The organism is Microbacterium sp. Bi128, assembly GCF_918698205.1.
In genome coordinates this window covers 1-1,771 of the sequence record NZ_CAKKMM010001075.1, presented here as the reverse complement: position 1 = coordinate 1,771, position 1,771 = coordinate 1, and the positions used below count along the sequence as shown (strand labels likewise).

The window sequence follows — 1,771 nt, the reverse complement described above, 5'->3', positions numbered from 1 at the left end:
GGGCGAGAACGCTGCGCGGCCATCCTCTGGCGGGCACGTCCGGTGGGCTCCGGGCCGGGGCAGCGGGTATTGGTATTCAGCGGCAGCGGGGGCGAAGCCGCGGCCCGTCGGCGGGGAGGCAGAAAAAAACCCCTGGAATCAGTGGATTCCAGGGGTTTTCCCTTGTGCGCGGAGGGGGACTTGAACCCCCACCCCCTTTCGAGGACTAGCACCTCAAGCTAGCGCGTCTGCCATTCCGCCACCCGCGCAGGTGGTAATTCCGAGTTCGTTTCGCCTTTCAGCGTTTTGCTTTTCTCGGAAGCAGCGAGAAAGACTCTAGCACGACTTTTCCGGAAACAAATAATCGGGGTCCGCGGGGGTGGTGTGGGTAGGCTGAAGCAAGCAATTGAGCCACCCGCCACGAGGAGCCGCTATGACTGACAACCGGACCGAAACCAGGCCAGAGGATGAGGTCGTCAGGATCTGCCAGGAGCTGATCCGGATCGACACGTCCAACTACGGCGACGGCTCCGGCCCCGGTGAACGCGCGGCCGCCGAATACACCGCCGGGCTCATGGCCGAAGTCGGGCTGGACGCCGAAATCTTCGAAGCAGCCCCCGGCCGCGCCAGCGTGGTCACCCGGCTGGCGGGGGAGGACCCCTCCGCCAGCGCACTGGTGGTCCACGGCCACCTGGACGTCGTCCCGGCCCTGCGCGAACAGTGGTCGGTTGACCCCTTCGGCGCCGAACTGAAGGACGGCCTGATCTGGGGACGCGGCGCCGTGGACATGAAGGACATGGACGCCATGATCCTGTCCGTGCTGCGCAACTTCGCCCGCACGGGACGCAAACCCAAGCGCGACCTCATCTTCGCGTTCTTCGCCGACGAGGAAGCCGGCGGCACCTACGGCGCCCGCTACGCCGTCGAGAAGCGGCCCGAACTCTTTGAGGGCGCCACGGAGGCGATCTCCGAAGTCGGCGGCTTCTCCGCCACCATCGGCGGCCAGCGCACCTATCTGCTCCAGACGGCGGAAAAGGGCCTCTCCTGGCTCCGCCTGGTGGCCCACGGCCGCGCGGGCCACGGCTCCCAGATCAACACCGACAACGCCGTGACCAGGCTTGCCGGCGCGGTATCCCGGATTGGTGCCTATAACTGGCCGATCGAGCTCACGCCGACCACGCGGCAGTTCCTCGACGGCGTTACCGAACTCACCGGGGTCGAATTCGATCCCGACGATCCGGAGAAGATCCTCAAGGAACTCGGCACGGTGGCCCGCTTTGTCGGCGCCACACTGCAGAACACCACCAACCCCACCCTGCTCAAAGGCGGCTACAAGCACAACGTCATTCCGGAATCGGCCGAGGCCCTCATCGACTGCCGGACCCTGCCCGGGCAGGAACAGCAGGTGCTGGAAATCGTGCGCGAACTCGCCGGCACCGGAGTGGACATCAGCTACGTGCACAACGACGTCTCGCTGGAGGTGCCGTTCGCCGGCAACCTCGTCGATTCGATGATCGACGCCCTGCATTCCGAGGATCCGGGCGCCAAGGTGCTGCCGTACACGCTCTCCGGCGGGACCGACAACAAGTCCCTGAGCCGGCTCGGCATCACCGGCTATGGCTTCGCCCCGTTGATGCTGCCGGACGAGCTCGACTTCACCGGCATGTTCCACGGCGTCGACGAACGGGTCCCGGCGGATTCCCTGAAATTCGGCGCACGGGTGCTGGACACCCTGCTCACCAACTACTGAGCGGACACCGCCTGCCATGACGCCCGAGGACATCCTGAGTGG

General features: G+C 66.0%; 1 protein-coding gene and 1 tRNA gene. One reads left to right on the top strand and one right to left on the bottom strand.

The genetic code is table 11. The features are described from left to right. Positions 1-165 precede the first annotated feature (165 nt). A tRNA-Leu gene (locus LQV45_RS29885) sits at positions 166-248 on the bottom strand. Between the two features lie 164 nt (positions 249-412). On the opposite strand from LQV45_RS29885, the gene LQV45_RS29880 reads away from it, so the two are divergent. Further along, positions 413-1,729: a M20/M25/M40 family metallo-hydrolase gene (locus LQV45_RS29880; RefSeq protein WP_028275570.1), complete on the top strand. Its 1,317-nt coding sequence runs from the start codon at positions 413-415 to the stop codon at positions 1,727-1,729. The last annotated feature ends 42 nt before the right edge of the window (positions 1,730-1,771 follow it).